Genomic DNA, 16,377 nt, shown 5'->3' on the forward strand with positions numbered 1-16,377 from the left:
TCTGCCCCCATCTGGAATGCACGCATGCGCTGCCTGCCGCTTCTCGCCTGCCTGTCTCCCCTGCTCGCGCTGCTGCCGCTCCAGGCATCCGCAGCCGAGGTCTGCGATGTGCCACCGCGCTTCGGGCTCAGCCCGGTGGCGATCAACATCGTCCGAACTGCCTGCACTGAACATCGCCTCTGGTATCGGCCCTTCATCGACCGCGATGGACGCGCGGCCAGCCTGAGCGTCACCGAAGCCGAGGACGTCCACCTGGCCGACAACGGCCTGGTCGCCTGGCAGCGCGTGGTCGGCTACTGGCGGCAGAGCGGCACGTTGTCGCCGATGGGGAGCCAACCCGGCGCATCGAGCTGCATGGCCCCGCCGGGTACGCGCTATACCGATACCGATTGCCGTGCTTTCCTGATCGACAACCCATGGTCGGCGGCCTTCATCTCATGGGTGATGACCCGCGCCTCGGTACCCGGCTTTACCCGTTCGCCCCGACACATCGACTATATCCGGGCCGCCTTCCAGAACAGTGGTCCGTACCGCATGGCCGATCCCGCGCAGGAGAAGCCTGCACCCGGCGACCTGCTGTGCTACCTCCGCGACCGGCGTGAAACGCTGAGCTACAGCGGCCTGGTCCAGTCGCTGTCCAACGGCTCGGTCACGCACTGGAAATCGCACTGCGAAGTGGTCATCGCGGCCAACATGGGCGGTGACCGCACGCTGTATCTGATCGGCGGCAACGTCATGAACACCGTGGCGATGCGCAAGCTCTCGCTGGACCGCAGTGGCCGGATCGAGCTGCCGCCGGCGAAAGCCACGGCGAGCGACGGCATGGACCTGGGCTGCACGCCCGGCCGCGAAGAGGAGTGCAGCTTCAATCGCCAGGATTGGGCCGCCCTGCTGAAACTGGTGGCCACCGCGCCCGCGCCGATGCCGACGGTCACCCCGGACCCGGTGACCCCGCCCGCTGCCGGTACTGGTGCCACGGCACCGCCGATGGCATCGCCGGCTTCCCAGGCACCGATGCGGGCCCCCACCGTGGTGCCGCCCCGCCCGCCGGTCCCGCCACCCCGCACACCCTGATCATGATCAGGCGCATGGCTTGATCCGCGCCGCGTTCGTCGCCATCTTGGAGTCACCGACCTCCCTGACCGCGCCGAGTCACCGATGCCCAGTTTGATCCTGTTGATGATTGCCGGCGCGTTCGCCTACGCCTTCTGGAATTCCTCGCGTGCCGCCGCCGAACGCGCCGGCGTGCTCGGGCGCAACGCCTGCCGCGCAGCCGACGTGCAGTGGCTGGACCAGAGCGTGCATGCCACCGGCCTGCGCGTATGCCGCAAGGACAATGGCTGGCTGGGCTGGGAGCGCACCTTCAAGTTCGAGTACTCGCACGATGGCGTGGACCGCCACAGCGGGCGCATGGTGCTGCGCGGCGATCAGCTGATCACCTTCGTGGGGCCGTCGGCGGCGCGGATCAGCGAGATCCGGCGCGATATCGATACCCGCGACGCCGAAGACGTCTGACCCCGGTAGAGCCGACCGTTGGTCGGCTGCGGTTGGCCGTGGCCGTCAATGGGCGTGGAGAGCAGCCGACCAACGGTCGGCTCTACCGGGTCGTTGCCGTTGATGGGCGCGGAGAGCAGCCGACCAACGGTCGGCTCTACCCATGAAAATGGCCGCCTTGCGGCGGCCATCGTCTGTCTTATTTGACCACCCGCAGATGCGGGCGACCGCTGGGCTTGGGCGGTGCGTCGTCCGGCGGGGTCGGTGAATCGTCCGGCGGCAGCTCGTCGTCCGGGCCCGGCTCATGGCCAGGGATGTCATCGGGCAGCGCCATGCCCTGCCCGGTCTCGCGGGCGTACACCGCCAGCACGGCCGAGATCGGCACCTGCACGGGGTAACTGGTGCCGGAGAAACGGGCCGAGAAGCTCACGCTCTCATTGTCGATATGCAGGCGTACCACGGCGCGCTCGGCGATGTTCAGCACGACGCGACCGTCCTTGACCGCGCTCTGCGGAACCTGCACGCCGGGCATGCCGGCGTCGACCAGGATGTGCGGCGTCAGGTCGTTGTCATTGATCCATTCCACCAGGGCCCGCAACAGGTACGGGCGGTGGCTGGTCATGCGAAAAGTGTCTTCTGTCATGTGGTAGAGCCGAGCCGTGCTCGGCTGCTCTTGATCCGGATTGCCTGATGCAAGTGTACGCGCCCGCCCACCCGCAGGTCAGCCATGGCGCGTACCGGCACCGCGATTTCGTTCAGTACAGCCGTGCCGCACGCAGCACTCGCCCCTGCCGATCAGACCGGCAGATCAGACCGGCAGATCGCGCAGCTTCTTTTCCTGATCGGTCAGGCTGCGGATGAAGCCCGGGTGCCGGAAAATGCGGTTGCCGTAGTCTTCGATCGATTTTCCATCCTTCGGCAACGGCACGTCCAGCGCCTGCAGCCGCCAGATGATCGGCGCCATCGCGCAGTCGGCCAGGCTCATTTCCGGATTGAGGAAGAACTTGCTGGCCTTGAACAGCGGCACCGCGCTGGTCAGCAGTTCCTTGAGACGTTTGCGCCCGGCCTCGGCCTGGGTCTTGTTGCCCAGCTGGATGGCCTGCACCTGCGGCACCCAGTCGTGTTCGATGCGCAGCATCGCCAGGCGGATGCGGGCCCGCGAGAGCGGATCGACCGGCATCAGCGGCGGGTGCGGATAGCGCTCGTCCAGGTACTCGCTGACCACCGAGGCCGCGTACAGCACCAGCTCGCGTTCCACCAGGGTGGGCACGGAGTGATACGGATTGAGATCGATGAGATCTTCGGGCGGGTTCTGCGGGTCGACCGGCACGGAGTCATAAGTGACGCCCTTGGCCGCCAGTACCAGCCGTACGCGATGGCACAGGACATCGTCGTTCGAGGAAAACAGCGTCAGGGTATTCCGCATGCGTACGCTCGCCGCCATCAAAGGCTCTCCAACGTCCGGTAACCGCCGGTCGTATCGGCGCCGCCAGCCCATTGCTGACGGTCGTCACAGTACCCGAGTGTGCAACCGCACATCACAAAAGCCAATAGGTCGATCGTCCCACGTGGGGAACGATCGCCGCGGGAAGGCGCCGGACCGCTCAGTGGACGTCCTTCCAGTATTCCTTCTTGAGCAGATAGGCCAGGAAGGTCAGCAGCGCCAGGAACAGGATCACCCATACCCCCAGCTTCTGCCGCTTCAGGGCGGCCGGCTCACCGGCATACTCCAGGAAATTGGTGATGTCGCGCACCGCCTGGTCGTATTGGCCAGCATCGATGTTGCCGGGCTGTTCGATCTTCAGGCCGACCACCGGCGGGTCTTCGCCGGGATTCTCCGGCTTGCCGTGCACGGCGTGCTGGAGCCCCTGCATTTCCCACAGCGGGTTGGGCATGGAGGCATTCGGGAACACGGTGTTGTTCCACCCCAGCGGACGCGTGGGATCGAGGTAGAACGACTTGAGGTAGGTGTAGACCCAGTCACTGCCCCGCACCCGCGAGATCAGGCTCAGGTCCGGCGGCATCTTGCCGAACCACTTTTCCGCCTGCGCCTTGGGCATCGTCACCGGGATCGGCTCACCGACCGGTGTACCGGTGAAGTTGAGGTTGTTCATGACCTCTTCTTCGCTCAGCCCGAGATCGGCGGCCATGCGCGAGTACCGCAGGTATTTGAGCGCGTGGCAGCCCGAGCAGTAGTTCATGTAGAGCTGTGCGCCACGCTGCAGCGATGCACGATCGCTCAGATCATTTCCGGCCTGCAGGGTCTTGGCACCTTCGGCGGCATCGGCCACCGCTACGCCAAACATCAGGGCCGCTGCGCAGGCCAGCCGGACAATCCAGTGGTCAGTCATGCGTGGTCACCCGGTCCGGTACCGGCTTGGTCCTGTCCAGCTTGGTCCATAGCGGCATGGTGATGAAGAAGGCGAAGTACAGGAAGGTCAGCACGCGTCCGATGTAGGTCTCGTGCGCATCCGTACCCGGGCCGGAGCCGATCACGCCCAGCCACACGAAGCACACCGCGAACATGCCCAGCAGACCGCGCGAGAGCAGGCCGCGGTAGCGGTAGGACTTCACCCGCGCGCGATCCAGCCACGGCACCAGGAACAGGATGGCGATCGCCGAGAACATCACGATCACGCCGCCGAGCTTGTTGGGCACCACGCGCAACATCGCGTAGTACGGGGTGTAGTACCAGACCGGCTTGATGTGCTCGGGTGTCACCAGGCGGTTGGCCTCGGTGAAGTTGTCATGTTCCAGGAACAGGCCGCCGAAGGCCGGCGCGAAGAAGATGATGAAGGCGGCGATGATCAGCAGGAAGCCGGCGCCGACCGCATCCTTGAGCGTGTAGTACGGGTGGAAGGGAATGCCGTCGGTAGGCGCGATGGCCGACCAGCGGTTGCCCTTCGGCCCCTTCTTGATCTCCACGCCGTCCGGGTTGTTGGAGCCCACCTCGTGCAGCGCGCCCAGGTGCAGCACCACCAGCAGCAACAGCACCAGCGGCAGGGCGATCACGTGCAGGGCGAAGAAGCGGTTGAGGGTGGCGTCGCTGGGGAGGTAATCACCCATGATCCATTCGGTCAGGCCGGTGCCGATCACCGGGATCGCGCCGAACAGCGAGATGATCACCTTCGCGCCCCAGAACGACATCTGGCCCCATGGCAGCACGTAGCCCATGAAGGCTTCGGCCATCAGCACCAGGTAGATCAGCATGCCGAGGATCCAGACCAGTTCGCGCGGCTTCTGGTAACTGCCGTAGAGCAGCCCGCGGAACATGTGCAGGTAGACCACGATGAAGAACAGCGAGGCACCGGTGGAGTGCATGTAGCGGATCAGCCAGCCCCACTCCACGTCCCGCATGATGTATTCGATGGAGGCGAACGCTTCGGCCGCGTTCGTCTTGTAGTGCATCGTCAGGAAGATGCCGGTGACGATCTGGTTGACCAGGATCAGCAGCGCGAGCGAGCCGAAGTAGTACCAGATGTTGAAGTTCTTCGGCGCGTAGTACTCGGTGACGTGCTTGCGGTAGACCGGCATCAGGCCCGGCGCGCGTGCGTTGACCCAGTCGGCGACGCCGGTGGCGGTGCGGGAAAGGATATTGGCCATGATCAAGCCGCCCCCTGCGGATCAACGCCGATGATGATGGTGTTGTCGTCCTGGTAATGGTGCGGCGGCACCAGCAGGTTGATCGGTGCCGGAACATCCTTGAACACGCGACCGGACATGTCGAAGCGCGACTTGTGGCAGGGGCAGAAGTAGCCTCCCTTCCACTGGGGGTCGTAGGGCTCGGGGCGGATCTCGGCGACCATTTCCGGCGAACAGCCCAGATGGGTGCACAGCCCGACCAGCACCGAGACCTCGGCCTTGATCGAGCGGAATTCGGGATTCTGCTTGAGCACGTACTCGGGCTGCTGTTCTTTCTCGCCCGACTCGGGATCCTTCAGGCGGCCGTCCAGCCCGTGCAGCGCGTCGAGGATGGCCTTGGAGCGCTTGACGATCCAGATCGGCTGTCCACGCCACTCCATGACCAGACGCTGGCCTTCCTGGAGCGCACTGATGTCGGCAATCACCGGGGCACCGGCCAGTTTGGCGCGGGCGCTGGGATTCCAGGACTTGATGAACGGTACCGCTGCAAATCCGACGCCGACCGCTCCGACCACCGCAGTGGTTGCTGAGAGAAACCGCCGACGTCCAGTATTGACTGGATCGTTTACCCCATCGTTGGCCATCCGGCACTCCGATATTGATTTAGGTAGCTTGAGGCTGCCAGCAGACCGGTGGGGGCCAGTCCACATTGAATCAGCCGCGAGTGTAGCTGAACCGAAGTCGGCCACACAACGCGGTCCTACGGAACGACATTACCCCGACAGTACGGCATCAGGCACCACCGGCGCCATGGGTCATTGATGGCTGGCCACGGCGCCGCGGTAGCGGTCGGCCAACAGAGCCACCCGCTTCACGTAATACTGGGTCTCGCTGTAAGGCGGCACGCCACCATGGCGGTCGACCGCGCCCTCGCCGGCGTTGTAGCCCGCCGCGGCCAGGGTGAGATCGCCGTTGAAGCGCTTGAGCAGCCAGGACAGGTACTGCACGCCGCCGCGGATGTTCTGCGAGGCATCGAAGGAATCGCTGACCCCGAAGCGGCGCGCGGTTGGCGGCATCAGCTGCATCAGCCCCTGCGCGCCGGCCCGGCTGAGCGCGGTCGGGTTGTAGGCCGATTCGGCATGGATGATCGCGCGGACCACCGCCTCTTCCACCCCGAACTCGCGGGCCGCAGCGGCGATCTCGCTCTGGTAGGCCGTGGTGTTGAGCCGTACCGAGCCGAAGTTGACCGCCGGGTTGGCGCCACAGGCGTAGCAGCGCTCGATGAAGCTGTAGTGGATGGTGCGGACCTGGCCAAGGCTGGCGACCCCACTCGGGCGTGCGCTGGTGTAATGGCGCACGCCGTCTTTCATATAGGCGTACAGCTGGCCACTGCGGACCTTTCCAGCCTTGTTGCCAGCCGCCGCCGGGGCGGAGGGCGCGGTCAGCACCGTGGCCGGGACGGGGGACGGTGCCGGGGCCGGGTTGATCGCGGTCGCCGCGGTGGCGGTATCGGCCCGGGCCGGCGCTGGCGCCGCGCGGGCGATCGGGGCCGCCGGGGCCGCCGGGGCCGGCGCGGGCGGCGCTGCCACGGCCCGGCGAGGCGCCGCGCCGCGGTCGGGCCGGTAGCTGCTGATCACACTGCAGCTGGCCCCGGCCACGCGCTTGCTCACATAGCTGGGAATGCCGTCGCTGCCAACACACTTGTACAGGGTGCCCGCACTGGCCGGCATAGCGGTCAGCGCAGCCAAGGCCAGCGCAGCGATCCCCAACATCCCCTTCATGAGCGGGAGTGTCCCCAATTCCCCGGGGATTGCCAAGGGGGGCGGCCGACCCGGCTACAATGGCGTGCTCACCGCAGCTAACCGGCTGCCTGCCCGCCCACCCGACTGGAATAAGCGCCATGACCGGGACGCCAGCTTCGACCGCGCCGACTTCGGCCGGTTCTGCCTTGCCTGCCTCCGCTCCGCCCAGCTCCGCCCCCCGCCCCGACCTGCTCCCCCTGCCCGGCGCCAAGCCGCAGGTGAACGGTCCGGTGCGCGGCAAGCTGTACATCAAGACCCACGGTTGCCAGATGAACGAGTACGACTCGACCAAGATGGCCGACGTGCTCGCCGCCGCCGAAGGGCTGGAACTCACCGACGACCCGGCCGAGGCCGACGTGTTGTTGATGAACACCTGCTCCATCCGCGAGAAGGCCCAGGAGAAGGTGTTCAGCCAGCTCGGTTACTGGAAGGCGCTGAAGAACAACGGCCGTGGCGTGATCATCGGCGTCGGCGGCTGCGTGGCCTCGCAGGAAGGCGAAGCGATCATCAAGCGTGCCCCGCACGTTGACCTGGTGTTCGGCCCGCAGACCCTGCACCGCCTGCCGGAGCTGATCCGCCAGCGCCGGGAATCGGGCCGGTCGCAGGTGGACATCAGCTTCCCGGAGATCGAGAAGTTCGACGCCCTGCCCGAGCCGCGTGCCGAGGGGGCCTCCGCATTCGTGTCGATCATGGAAGGCTGCTCGAAGTACTGCTCGTTCTGCGTGGTGCCCTACACCCGCGGCACCGAGGTCAGCCGCCCGTTCGAGGACGTAGTGGTGGAAGTGGCGCAGCTGGCCGCGCAGGGCGTGCTGGAAATCAACCTGCTCGGCCAGAACGTCAACGCCTACCGTGGCCCGTATGGCGACGGCGAGTTCGCCGACCTCGGGCTGCTGATCCGCACCATCGCCGAGATCGACGGGGTCGGCCGGATCCGCTTCACCACCTCGCACCCGCTGGAGTTCAGCGACTCGCTGATCGATGCCTACCGCGATGTGCCGCAGCTGGCCAACTTCCTGCACCTGCCGGTGCAGGCCGGCAGCGACCGCGTGCTCTCGGCGATGAAGCGCGGCTACACCGCGCTGGAATTCAAATCCAAGATCCGCAAGCTGCGCGCGGTGCGCCCGGACATCTCGATCAGCTCGGACTTCATCGTCGGCTTCCCGGGCGAGACCGATGCCGAATTCGAAAAGACCATGAAGCTGATCGAAGACGTGGGCTTCGACCAGAGTTTCTCCTTCATCTATTCGCGCCGCCCGGGTACGCCGGCTGCCGACCTGGAAGACACCACCACGGATGCGGAAAAGCACGCGCGCCTGTCGCGCCTGCAGGCCCGGATCAACGAGCAGGCCGCGGCCATCTCCGAAAAGATGGTCGGCACCGTGCAGACCGTGCTGGTGGAAGGCCCCTCCAAGCGCAACCCGAACGAGCTGACCGGCAAGAGCGAGAACATGCGCTCGGTGAACTTCCCGGGTCACCCGCGCCTGATCGGCCAGTTCGTCGATGTGGTGATCACCGAGGCGTACAGCAATTCGCTGCGCGCGCGGATGGTGACGGCGGACTGAGCAAGGCATCGCGCGCGCCGGACCACGGCGCGCGCCCCCGGCGTGACGCTTTTTTGATCACGCCATCAGACCCGTTGCCGCACTAGGGCTGCGCGCAGCTATCCACAGCTTGCTGCACCGGCACTGCACAGGCGATGTGGAAAAGTAGCGGCGGCCCGACACCCGCGCTACCCTGTTCTCCCTTTCCCAGCTTGCGGCCCGGTCGGCTGGACCGGCGGCCGCCGGACGCAATGACCGCACTCGCACAACGCGACTTCACCCTCACCCCGGAAGACAACGAGCGCCTGGCCAACATGGCCGGCCCGTTCGACGAACATCTCCGCCAGGTGGAACTCAAACTCGGCGTGGAAATCGCCAACCGTGGGCACGTGTTCCGCGTGACCGGCCCCAAGGCCGTCGTCGCCGATGCGCAGGCCCTGATCGAAGCGCTGTACGCCGAAGCCGGCGACGTGGTGTTCGACAGCCATGCCATCCACCTGCGCCTGAACCAGGCCAACGTGGAGCAGGTGGCAGAACGCGCCTACGAGGCCCAGGAGGTGGCGATCAAGGTCAAGCGCGGCACCGTGCGCGGCCGGGGCGCCAACCAGGCCCGCTACCTGCACCAGATCACCACCCATGACATCAACTTCGGCATCGGCCCGGCCGGTACCGGCAAGACCTTCCTGGCCGTGGCCAGTGCGGTGGAAGCGCTCAACGAAGCGCGCGTGCAGCGCCTGATCCTGGTCCGCCCGGCGGTGGAGGCCGGCGAAAAGCTCGGCTTCCTGCCCGGCGACCTGAGCCAGAAGGTGGACCCGTACCTGCGCCCGCTATACGACGCGCTGTATGAAATGCTCGGCGTGGAAAAAGTGATCAAACTGCTGGAGAAGAACGTCATCGAGATCGCGCCGCTGGCCTACATGCGCGGGCGCACCCTCAACGATGCGTACGTGATCCTGGATGAAGCGCAGAACACCACGGTTGAACAGATGAAGATGTTCCTGACCCGCCTGGGCTTCGGCTCCACTGCGGTGGTCACCGGCGATCTCACCCAGACCGATCTGCCCAAGCACGTGAAATCCGGCCTGCGCGATGCCATCGAGGTCCTGCGCGATGTCGAGGGCGTGAGCTTCACCTTCTTCGAAGCGCGCGACGTGGTCCGTCATCCGCTGGTGGCGCGCATCGTCAGCGCTTACGATCGCCGCGATCTGCAACAGGTCCAACCCGGAGCGAACCCATGACCCGTGGTCCCGTACGCCTGGACGTCGCCATCAATTACGCCCTGCCCCGCGCGGGTCTGCCCTCGGCGGTGAGCTTCCGCAAATGGGTGGCCGCGGCCCTGAAAGGCCGCATCCGCGAGGCCGATCTGGCCATCCGCCTGGTCGATGCCAAGGAAGGTCAGTCCCTGAACCGGCATTACCGCGGCAAGGATTACGCGACCAACGTGCTCAGCTTCCCCGCTGAATTGCCGGAGGGCCTGCCCAAGGGCGTGAAGTTCCCGCTGCTGGGCGACCTGGTGATCTGCGCCCCGGTGGTTGCCCGCGAGGCCGACGAACAGGGCAAGGCGCTCAACGCCCATTACGCGCACCTGACCGTGCACGGCGTGCTGCACCTGCTCGGCTGGGACCATGAGGACGAGAAGGAAGCCGATGCCATGGAACAGCTCGAGCGCGACATCCTGGCCGAACTCGGCATCGCCGATCCGTATGCCGGCGAGCGCTGAGTCCCCCCTGCGCTGCGCTTGCTGATGTCTTCGCCATACAAGGATGTATGCCGCCATGCCGATGCCTGATCGACGCTCCGCCCTGGGCCCTGGGCCCTGCACTGCTCGCCCTGTCCCTGCTGGCGGGGGTGTATTCCGCCCTGGGCGCGCCAGGCCTGACCGCGCTGGCCCCGGCGGGGCGTGATCCCGGCGCCATCCGGATGGGCATGCTGGCGCTGTCGGCGGTGATCGCTTTGCTGTCATTGGCGCCGTCACGCAGCTGGTGGGCGGCCCGGCAGCGGCGCGCGCCGTTGTCCGCGAGCTGGACCCGCCGGCTGGCGGCGCTGTCAGCGGCCGTGTTCATCGGTGGCACCCTCACGTGCCTGTTCGCGGGCCTGATCCTGCCCCATCTGCTGGCCGACCCGGGCGGGGCAACGCTCACCGCCACCGGCTTCAGCGTGGTGGCCTGGTCAGGCCTGGCGGCCGCGCTGGCCGCTCCCCGGGGGTGGCGGACGCTGTATGCCTGGTCGCGGCGCGATGGTGCCCGACCGGCCCAATCGGCGACCTTCCGTGCCCGGCCGGTGCAGGTCGCCCTGCTGTTCGTGCTTGCCGCCGCCTTCGCACTGGTATTCGGGCGCGGACTGGTCGCCTCCACCGCCGGCGCCCCCGCGCTGATCCACCTGGGTGCGGTGGTGCTGCTGCTGTGTGCGGCGGGGATCGCGGTGGTCACCTTCACCGCCACCGTGCGCTGGCTGCTGCGCCGTCGCTGACGACCTGCCATGGCGGGCCGCCCCCCGCTATGATCGACGCCGCGTCCGTGCGCTGCACGCCTTTGTTGATGGACCTGTTCCGATGACCTCGTTGCGACCTGCCTGCCTGGCCCTGCTGGCCGCGCTTTCCGCCCCGGCCTTCGCCGAAGCGCCACCGCTGGACCTGCCCGCCCTGATCGAATGCCGCCAGCGCGTGAGCGACTACGAGGCGGTCGCCCCGGTCGTGGCCGACCCGCTCAAGGCAGTCGCCAACGGCCTGCAGCCGCTGCCGCAGACCAACCAGTTCATGACCGAATTCCGCCTGGCCGCGCCGATCACGGTGTTCGGCGAGCGCGCCGAGTACATCGCCGTCGCCGGGGCCAGCATCATGGCCATCCTGGACCTGGCCGACCCGCGCCCGCTGGCCAAGCGCCTGGCCCTGGAAGACGGCGTGGACACCCCCCGGAAATTCATGGCCGGGCGCGAGCTGGTCAGCCGCGACGTGACCGACCCGCGGACCGGCGAGGCCCTGATCGAATCGGTGATCCTGAGCCTGTCCACGGTCAACTCCCACCCGGGCAAGACCCTGGCCGGCTGCACCTACAGCCTGGACCTGCCGCCGGAGGAGGAAACACCGCCGGCCAGCCCCACCGCGGCCCCCTCGCCGGGCGTGAACCCGGCGGCGGCGAGGCGCTGACAGGCCCTCGCATCCTGATAGACTAAATCCAACGCCCGGCCTGCCGGGTGCCTTTTTTCCAGAGATGTCTGAAGACGACAGTAGTAGCTCCGCGCAGGAGCACAATGAAAAGAAGCGCAGCTGGCTCGAACGCCTGACCTCTGCCTTCTCCGGCGAACCCCACACCCGCGACGAGCTGGTGGCGGTACTGCACACCGCGCACGAAGACGGCCTGATCGCCGCGGACACGCTGCGGATGATGGAGGGCGCCATTTCGGTGGCCGAGCTCACCGTTGGCGACGTGATGATCTCGCGCTCGCAGATGGTCTCCCTGCCGGTCGAAGCCCCCTTCCTTGAACTGATGAAGCAGGTGGTCGAATCCGGCCATTCGCGCTTCCCGGTGCACGGCGACAACAAGGACGACATCCTCGGCATCCTGCTGGCCAAGGACCTGCTGCGCGGCGTGGTCGCCGACAACGGGCCGGCCAACATCCGCGAGCTGCTGCGCCCGGCGGTGCTGATCCCCGAGGCCAAGAAGCTCAACGTGCTGCTGAAGGAGTTCCGGCTCTCGCGCAACCACATGGCCATCGTGGTGGACGAGTACGGCGGTGTTGCCGGGCTGGTCACCATCGAGGACGTGCTGGAGCAGATCGTCGGCGAGATCGACGACGAGCATGACGAGGCCGAGGACCACACCTCTCAGATCGCGATCCAGGCCGATGGCCAGTACGTGGTCGACGCGTTGACCGCGATCGAGGATTTCAACGAGCGCTTCGGTGCCACCTTCCCCGACGATGACTACGACACCATCGGTGGCCTGGTCACCGAGGCGATCGGGCACCTGCCCGAAACCGGCGATGAGCTCACCCTGGATCGCTTCGTGTTCCGGGTGGCGCGTGCCGATGCCCGCCGCGTGCAGGCGTTCCACGTGACCGTGCTGCCGCCCGACACCCACAACGAGGATTGACCCACGCCATGCGGCCCCCTTTGAATCGGTGGTCGCTGTGCCGCCTGTTGTTCGTGTTGTCGCTGCTTGCGATGGCCAGCCTGCCCTTCGGGGCGCTGGCCGCGCAGGATGCCGCGCCCGCGCCCGCCACCGCGGCACCTGCCGGCGAGGCGCCGCGCATCGGCGTGGTCACCATGCAGCCGGGCGAGATCTTCTTCGAACGCTTCGGGCATGACGCGCTGGTGGTGGTCGATCCGGTCACTGGCGAAGCGACCTCCTACAACTTCGGTTACTTCGACCCGAGCGAGTCCGATTTCATCGGCAACTTCGTGCGCGGCGACATGATGTACTACCTGGTCGCGCTGCCGCTCGGGCAGGATCTTTCCTACTACCAGGAGAGCGGCCGCGGCGCGAGCGTGCAGTGGCTGGACCTGACGCCCGTGCAGGCGCGCACCCTGGCCGAATCGCTGGCCGAGCGCGCCAAGCCGGAAAACGCGCGTTACCACTACGATTACTACACCGCCAACTGCGCCACCATGGTCCGCGATGCGATCGATGGTGCCCTCGGTGGCGGCCTGCATTCGCAGCTGTCGGGGCGCTCGCGCGGCAACACCTACCGCAGTGAATCGGTACGCCTGGCCTCGCCCTCGCCGTGGATGTGGCTGGGCTTCGATATCGGCCTGGGCCCGTTTGCCGACCAGCCACTGTCGCGCTGGCAGGAAGCGTTCGTCCCGATGCGCCTGGCCGATGCGCTGCGCCAGGTCCGCAACAGCGAAGGGCGCCCGCTGGTGCAGGCCGAGCAGGAACTGCTGCCGCACCGGATCGCGCCGGAACCGAGCGAGTCTCCCCGCCGCTGGTGGCCGTGGCTGCTGTGCGGCCTGATCGCTGCCGCAGGCGTGGTCGCACTGCGGCGCCGGCGTCGTCTGCTTGGTGGCCTCGCGCTGCCGTTCTGGCTGTTCTGCGGTATTGGCGGCGCACTGCTGACCTACCTGTGGGGCTTCAGCGCGCACCAGGCCGCCTGGGCCAACCGCAACCTGCTGCAGCTCTCGCCGCTGTGCCTGCTGCTTGTCCCCGCCGCGGTCACCCTGCTGCGCGGCCGCGTGCCGCGCGCGTGGTTCCGGATCGTGCTGTGGGCGGTGGCCGGGCTGTCCCTGCTGGGGCTGGTGCTGCACTGGCTGACCCTGCAGGCGCAGTACAACCTGCAGTGGATCGTGTTGCTGCTGCCGATCCACGTGGCGCTGGCGTGGACGCTGGGCCGCCGTGACCTGCCCGTCACGGGCCGCTGACGCACGATGCCCGCCATGGATACCGTCACACCCGATAACCCCGCCTGCGTCATCAACTGCGTTCACTACGATGACCAGGGCAAACGCCACGACATCAGCCTGGATGCGATCAGCGATGTGATCGCCAGCGACAACGGCTTCGTCTGGGTCGGCCTGTACGAGCCCGATGACAGCGTGCTGCTGAAACTGCAGGAAGAATTCGGCCTGCATTCGCTGGCCATCGAGGACGCCCGCAACGCGCACCAGCGGCCCAAGGTCGAGGCCTACGGCAATTCGCTGTTCGTGGTGGTGACCACCGCGCAGATGGTGGACGAGCGGATCCGTTACGGCGAAACGCACGCCTTCCTCGGCCCGCGCTTCCTGGTCACGGTGCGGCACGGCGCGTCGCTCTCCTATGCCGCCCCGCGCGCCCGCGTGGAGCGCGAGCCGGAGCTGCTGCGCACCATGGGGCCCTCGTACTGCCTGTACGCGGTGCTGGATTTCGTGGTCGACAACTACCTGCCGATCACCCAGCGCTACCGCGACACGCTGGAACTGCTGGAGAAGGACATCTTCTCCGACAACTACAAACGCCACACCGTGGTGCGCCTGTACGAGCTCAAGCGCGAGCTCAACAAGATGCGCATGGCCGTGGCGCCGCTGCAGGACATGCTCTCGCAGATCAAGCGCTACCAGGGTGACCTGGTGCCGGACGAAGTGAAGCTGTACCTGCGCGACGTGCACGACCACGCGGTACGGATCAGCGATGTGATCGACACCCTGCGCGAAATGCTGGGCACCGCGCTGAGCGTGAATCTCTCGCTGGTTACCCTGGCCCAGGGCGAGACGGTCAAGCGCCTGGGTGCGTGGGCGGCGCTGCTGGCCGCCCCGACCCTGATCACCAGCTGGTATGGCATGAACTTCACGCACATGCCCGAGCTCGACAAGCCCTGGGCCTACCCGGCGATGATCATCGGCGTGGGTGCGGTGTGCGTGGGCCTGTACCGGTTGTTCAAGCGCGCGCGCTGGCTGTAGGCAGCGACCGTTGGTCGCTACGTTGGTGACCGTTGCTCGCTACGGCGGGCGACGGCTGGCCACGACGGTGGGTAGTGCCGGCCGCTGGCCGGCTCCTCCGGTGGCATGACCCTCATCTGATGTTCGCGGCCGTCCGGGGCATGGGCGTGAGCCGGCCAGCGGCCGGCACTACCCGGTTCATGGCGTCAGGCGACGTAGACGGTCTTGATGTTCATGAACTCATGGATGCCATGCTCGGCGAGTTCGCGGCCGAAGCCGGAACGTTTGCTGCCGCCGAAGGGGAGGCGCACGTCGCTCTTGACGATGGCGTTGACGAAGGCGGCACCACATTCCAGCTGTTGGGCGATGGCTTCGCCACGGGCCGCATCGGTGGTCCACACGCTGCCGCCCAGGCCGAAGGTGGTGTCATTGGCCACGCGCAGTGCTTCGGCGTCATCGCCGACCCGCAGGATCGCCGCGGCCGGACCGAACAGTTCTTCGTCGTAGGCCGGCATGCCGGGGGTGACGTTGTCCAGGATGGTCGCTGGATAACCGGCATGCGAACCGGCCACCGGCTCGCCGCCCAGCAGCAGCTTGGCGCCCTTGGCGATGCTGTCCTGCACCTGCTTGTGCAGTTCGTCGCGCAGGTCCGCGCGTGCCATCGGGGCCAGCGTGGTGTTCTCGTCCTGCGGATCCCCGTAGACGCGCTTGCCTGCAGCGGCGACGAACTTCTCCACGAACGCATCGGCGATCGCATCGACCACGATGAACCGCTTGGCCGCGATGCAGGTCTGCCCGCTGTTGTCGAAGCGTGACTTCACTGCTGCAGCCACCGTCTTTTCAAGATCGGCATCGTCCAGCACCACGAAGGCATCGCTGCCGCCCAGTTCCATCACGCACTTCTTGAGCTGGTCGCCGGCGTTGGCCGCGATGGAGCGCCCGGCGCGCTCGCTGCCGGTCAGCGTCACCGCCTTGACCCGCTTGTCGCGCAGCACTTCGGCGGCCTGGTCGTTGTCGATGTGCAGCACATCGAACACGCCTTCGGGCAGGCCGCCGTCGCGGCACACCGCCAGGATCAGGTCGGCGCACTGCGGCACGTTGCTGGCGTGCTTGAGCAGGGCCACGTTGCCGGCCATAAACGCCGGCGCGAGGAAGCGGAACACCTGCCAGATCGGGAAGTTCCAGGGCATCACCGCGAACACGCAGCCGATCGGCTCATAGCGCACGTAGCTGCGCTGGGCTTCGGTATCGATCAGCTGCGGCTTGAGGTAGTCAGCCGCATGGTCGGCGTAGAACTCGCAGGCCTCGGCGCATTTCTCGATCTCACCCAGCGCCTCCACCTTGAGCTTGCCCATCTCGGTGGTCATCGCGTGCTGGATGTCGCCCTTGCGTTGGCGCAGCTGGGCGGCAATCGCGCGCAGGATCGCCCCGCGCTCCTGCAGCGAACGCGCCGCCCAGGCCGGGAACGCCCCGGCAGCTGCCGCCAGGCGCTGCTCGACCTCCTTGGCGGTGAGCAGTTCATGGCGATACGTGACCTGGCCGGTCGCGGGATTGATGATGTCAGCGGTCATCACGGGTCTCCGAAAGTCAGACCCGCATTGTGCGCCCG

17 protein-coding genes are annotated in these 16,377 nt (G+C 67.0%); 10 read left to right on the plus strand and 7 right to left on the minus strand.

All coding sequences use genetic code 11. The annotated features are described in order from the left end of the window. Window positions 1–24: 24 nt before the first annotated feature. A complete protein-coding gene (locus POS15_RS10345) occupies window positions 25–1,074 on the plus strand; it encodes a DUF2272 domain-containing protein (RefSeq protein ID WP_019186191.1) in 1,050 nt (349 codons plus the stop codon). 84 nt (window positions 1,075–1,158) lie between these two features. Beyond that, window positions 1,159–1,515, plus strand: a complete 357-nt coding sequence (locus tag POS15_RS10350) for a DUF3301 domain-containing protein (protein ID WP_019186192.1) — start codon at window positions 1,159–1,161, stop codon at window positions 1,513–1,515. 178 nt (window positions 1,516–1,693) lie between these two features. Here POS15_RS10350 and POS15_RS10355 read toward each other — a convergent pair whose 3' ends face one another. From POS15_RS10355 to POS15_RS10380, 6 genes are all read right to left on the minus strand, one after another. Continuing rightward, on the minus strand, window positions 1,694–2,137 hold the full coding sequence (locus POS15_RS10355; protein ID WP_019186263.1) for a ClpXP protease specificity-enhancing factor: 444 nt from the start codon (window positions 2,135–2,137) through the stop codon (window positions 1,694–1,696). A 165-nt stretch (window positions 2,138–2,302) separates the two neighbouring features. Beyond that, window positions 2,303–2,938 carry a glutathione S-transferase N-terminal domain-containing protein gene (locus tag POS15_RS10360; RefSeq protein ID WP_019186262.1) on the minus strand — a complete coding sequence of 212 codons (636 nt, stop codon included), beginning with the start codon at window positions 2,936–2,938 and terminating at the stop codon, window positions 2,303–2,305. A gap of 160 nt (window positions 2,939–3,098) precedes the next feature. After that, complete coding sequence (locus tag POS15_RS10365; RefSeq protein WP_254665228.1) at window positions 3,099–3,800, minus strand: cytochrome c1; 702 nt, start codon at window positions 3,798–3,800, stop codon at window positions 3,099–3,101. Window positions 3,801–3,837: 37 nt separating this feature from the next. Beyond that, window positions 3,838–5,097 carry a cytochrome bc complex cytochrome b subunit gene (locus POS15_RS10370; RefSeq protein WP_019186260.1) on the minus strand — a complete coding sequence of 420 codons (1,260 nt, stop codon included), beginning with the start codon at window positions 5,095–5,097 and terminating at the stop codon, window positions 3,838–3,840. A 2-nt stretch (window positions 5,098–5,099) separates the two neighbouring features. Beyond that, window positions 5,100–5,720 carry a ubiquinol-cytochrome c reductase iron-sulfur subunit gene (gene petA / locus POS15_RS10375; RefSeq protein ID WP_019186259.1) on the minus strand — a complete coding sequence of 207 codons (621 nt, stop codon included), beginning with the start codon at window positions 5,718–5,720 and terminating at the stop codon, window positions 5,100–5,102. A gap of 171 nt (window positions 5,721–5,891) precedes the next feature. Then, entirely contained in the window at window positions 5,892–6,857 is a 966-nt protein-coding gene (locus tag POS15_RS10380) for a lytic transglycosylase domain-containing protein (RefSeq protein ID WP_284128111.1), read from the minus strand. Between the two features lie 119 nt (window positions 6,858–6,976). Between POS15_RS10380 and miaB the strand changes: the two genes are divergently transcribed. From miaB to POS15_RS10420, 8 genes are all read left to right on the plus strand, one after another. Next, window positions 6,977–8,440 (plus strand): tRNA (N6-isopentenyl adenosine(37)-C2)-methylthiotransferase MiaB, encoded by a 1,464-nt coding sequence (gene miaB, locus POS15_RS10385; RefSeq protein ID WP_284128112.1) that lies wholly within the window; start codon window positions 6,977–6,979, stop codon window positions 8,438–8,440. Window positions 8,441–8,670: 230 nt separating this feature from the next. Beyond that, window positions 8,671–9,657, plus strand: coding sequence for a PhoH family protein (locus tag POS15_RS10390; protein ID WP_070426995.1), 987 nt, complete (start codon window positions 8,671–8,673; stop codon window positions 9,655–9,657). Continuing rightward, window positions 9,654–10,139, plus strand: a complete 486-nt coding sequence (ybeY, locus tag POS15_RS10395) for an rRNA maturation RNase YbeY (protein ID WP_019185849.1) — start codon at window positions 9,654–9,656, stop codon at window positions 10,137–10,139. Before POS15_RS10390 ends, ybeY begins: the two co-directional genes overlap by 4 nt. A gap of 47 nt (window positions 10,140–10,186) precedes the next feature. Continuing rightward, window positions 10,187–10,888, plus strand: a complete 702-nt coding sequence (locus POS15_RS10400) for a hypothetical protein (RefSeq protein ID WP_284128113.1) — start codon at window positions 10,187–10,189, stop codon at window positions 10,886–10,888. 82 nt (window positions 10,889–10,970) lie between these two features. Continuing rightward, window positions 10,971–11,564 (plus strand): hypothetical protein, encoded by a 594-nt coding sequence (locus tag POS15_RS10405; RefSeq protein ID WP_284128114.1) that lies wholly within the window; start codon window positions 10,971–10,973, stop codon window positions 11,562–11,564. Between the two features lie 64 nt (window positions 11,565–11,628). Next, window positions 11,629–12,510, plus strand: a complete 882-nt coding sequence (locus tag POS15_RS10410) for a transporter associated domain-containing protein (protein ID WP_046272009.1) — start codon at window positions 11,629–11,631, stop codon at window positions 12,508–12,510. An 8-nt stretch (window positions 12,511–12,518) separates the two neighbouring features. Continuing rightward, window positions 12,519–13,775 (plus strand): DUF4105 domain-containing protein, encoded by a 1,257-nt coding sequence (locus tag POS15_RS10415; protein ID WP_284128115.1) that lies wholly within the window; start codon window positions 12,519–12,521, stop codon window positions 13,773–13,775. A 15-nt stretch (window positions 13,776–13,790) separates the two neighbouring features. Beyond that, window positions 13,791–14,789, plus strand: coding sequence for a magnesium and cobalt transport protein CorA (locus tag POS15_RS10420; RefSeq protein ID WP_019185854.1), 999 nt, complete (start codon window positions 13,791–13,793; stop codon window positions 14,787–14,789). 185 nt (window positions 14,790–14,974) lie between these two features. On the opposite strand, the gene POS15_RS10425 is transcribed toward POS15_RS10420, so the two are convergent. Continuing rightward, window positions 14,975–16,339 (minus strand): NAD-dependent succinate-semialdehyde dehydrogenase, encoded by a 1,365-nt coding sequence (locus tag POS15_RS10425; RefSeq protein WP_284128116.1) that lies wholly within the window; start codon window positions 16,337–16,339, stop codon window positions 14,975–14,977. Window positions 16,340–16,377: the final 38 nt, after the last annotated feature.

It is taken from the genome of Stenotrophomonas sp. BIO128-Bstrain, assembly GCF_030128875.1.
Lineage (GTDB): Bacteria > Pseudomonadota > Gammaproteobacteria > Xanthomonadales > Xanthomonadaceae > Stenotrophomonas > Stenotrophomonas bentonitica_A.

Coding starts and splice junctions, on each gene's coding strand:
- POS15_RS10345 (WP_019186191.1), top strand. CDS start 25: ATGCGCTGCCTGCCGCTTCTCGCCTGCCTGTCTCCCCTGCTCGCGCTG.
- POS15_RS10350 (WP_019186192.1), top strand. CDS start 1,159: ATGCCCAGTTTGATCCTGTTGATGATTGCCGGCGCGTTCGCCTACGCC.
- POS15_RS10355 (WP_019186263.1), bottom strand. CDS start 2,137: ATGACAGAAGACACTTTTCGCATGACCAGCCACCGCCCGTACCTGTTG.
- POS15_RS10360 (WP_019186262.1), bottom strand. CDS start 2,938: ATGGCGGCGAGCGTACGCATGCGGAATACCCTGACGCTGTTTTCCTCG.
- POS15_RS10365 (WP_254665228.1), bottom strand. CDS start 3,800: ATGTTTGGCGTAGCGGTGGCCGATGCCGCCGAAGGTGCCAAGACCCTG.
- POS15_RS10370 (WP_019186260.1), bottom strand. CDS start 5,097: ATGGCCAATATCCTTTCCCGCACCGCCACCGGCGTCGCCGACTGGGTC.
- petA (WP_019186259.1), bottom strand. CDS start 5,720: ATGGCCAACGATGGGGTAAACGATCCAGTCAATACTGGACGTCGGCGG.
- POS15_RS10380 (WP_284128111.1), bottom strand. CDS start 6,857: ATGAAGGGGATGTTGGGGATCGCTGCGCTGGCCTTGGCTGCGCTGACC.
- miaB (WP_284128112.1), top strand. CDS start 6,977: ATGACCGGGACGCCAGCTTCGACCGCGCCGACTTCGGCCGGTTCTGCC.
- POS15_RS10390 (WP_070426995.1), top strand. CDS start 8,671: ATGACCGCACTCGCACAACGCGACTTCACCCTCACCCCGGAAGACAAC.
- ybeY (WP_019185849.1), top strand. CDS start 9,654: ATGACCCGTGGTCCCGTACGCCTGGACGTCGCCATCAATTACGCCCTG.
- POS15_RS10400 (WP_284128113.1), top strand. CDS start 10,187: ATGCCGCCATGCCGATGCCTGATCGACGCTCCGCCCTGGGCCCTGGGC.
- POS15_RS10405 (WP_284128114.1), top strand. CDS start 10,971: ATGACCTCGTTGCGACCTGCCTGCCTGGCCCTGCTGGCCGCGCTTTCC.
- POS15_RS10410 (WP_046272009.1), top strand. CDS start 11,629: ATGTCTGAAGACGACAGTAGTAGCTCCGCGCAGGAGCACAATGAAAAG.
- POS15_RS10415 (WP_284128115.1), top strand. CDS start 12,519: ATGCGGCCCCCTTTGAATCGGTGGTCGCTGTGCCGCCTGTTGTTCGTG.
- POS15_RS10420 (WP_019185854.1), top strand. CDS start 13,791: ATGGATACCGTCACACCCGATAACCCCGCCTGCGTCATCAACTGCGTT.
- POS15_RS10425 (WP_284128116.1), bottom strand. CDS start 16,339: ATGACCGCTGACATCATCAATCCCGCGACCGGCCAGGTCACGTATCGC.